Annotated in this window: 2 protein-coding genes; both read left to right on the top strand. The window is 77.1% G+C overall.

Annotation, left to right across the window (positions count from 1 at the left end; translation table 11 throughout):
* Window positions 1-174 (top strand): DAK2 domain-containing protein (locus tag F2B26_RS16790; RefSeq protein WP_159811235.1); only part of this gene is annotated, 174 nt, incomplete at its 5' end.
* The coding region (gene dhaM / locus F2B26_RS16785) for a dihydroxyacetone kinase phosphoryl donor subunit DhaM (RefSeq protein ID WP_159811233.1) at window positions 174-560 on the top strand (387 nt) is incomplete at its 3' end. The genes F2B26_RS16790 and dhaM, both read left to right, overlap by 1 nt.

Below are 560 nucleotides of genomic sequence, written 5' to 3'. Positions count from 1 at the left end.
ACCAGCGGGATGGTGGCCCGCGCCGCGCAGGCGGGGGCGGAGGCCACCATCCCGCTGGTCGCGACCAAGGGGCGCGCCAGCTACCTGGGCGAACGCTCGGCCGGCCACCTCGACCCGGGTGCCCGGTCCACGGCGCTCATCCTGGCGGCAGCTGCCGGCGCGGCGGTCGGCTGATGGGGCGGCTCGTCTCGTTGGTCGTCGTCTCGCACTCCAGGCAGCTCGCGGCCGGGGTCGCCGAGCTGGCGGCGCAGATGGCCCCGGCGGTCACGATCCTGGCCGCAGGCGGGCTCGAGGACGGCGGGATCGGGACGTCCTTCGACGCCGTCCAGGCTGCGCTCGAGCAGGCCACGGCGGACGGCGGGCAGGCCGTCGTGCTCACCGACCTCGGGTCGGCGGTGCTCACCACCGAGTCCGTGCTGGAGTTCCTCGAGCCGGATCAGGTCGAGCGCATCCGGCTGGCCGACGCACCGCTGGTCGAGGGTGCGGTGGCCGCGGCGGTCGAGGCCGAGAACGGGGGTGACGGCCCGGCCGTGGCGGCTGCCGCCGAGGCGGCCGGGGCG

This window comes from Cellulomonas citrea, assembly GCF_009829685.1.
Lineage (GTDB): Bacteria > Actinomycetota > Actinomycetes > Actinomycetales > Cellulomonadaceae > Cellulomonas > Cellulomonas citrea.
The sequence above is the reverse complement of the archived record's forward strand: the minus strand, read 5'-3'. Positions and strand labels throughout refer to the sequence as shown.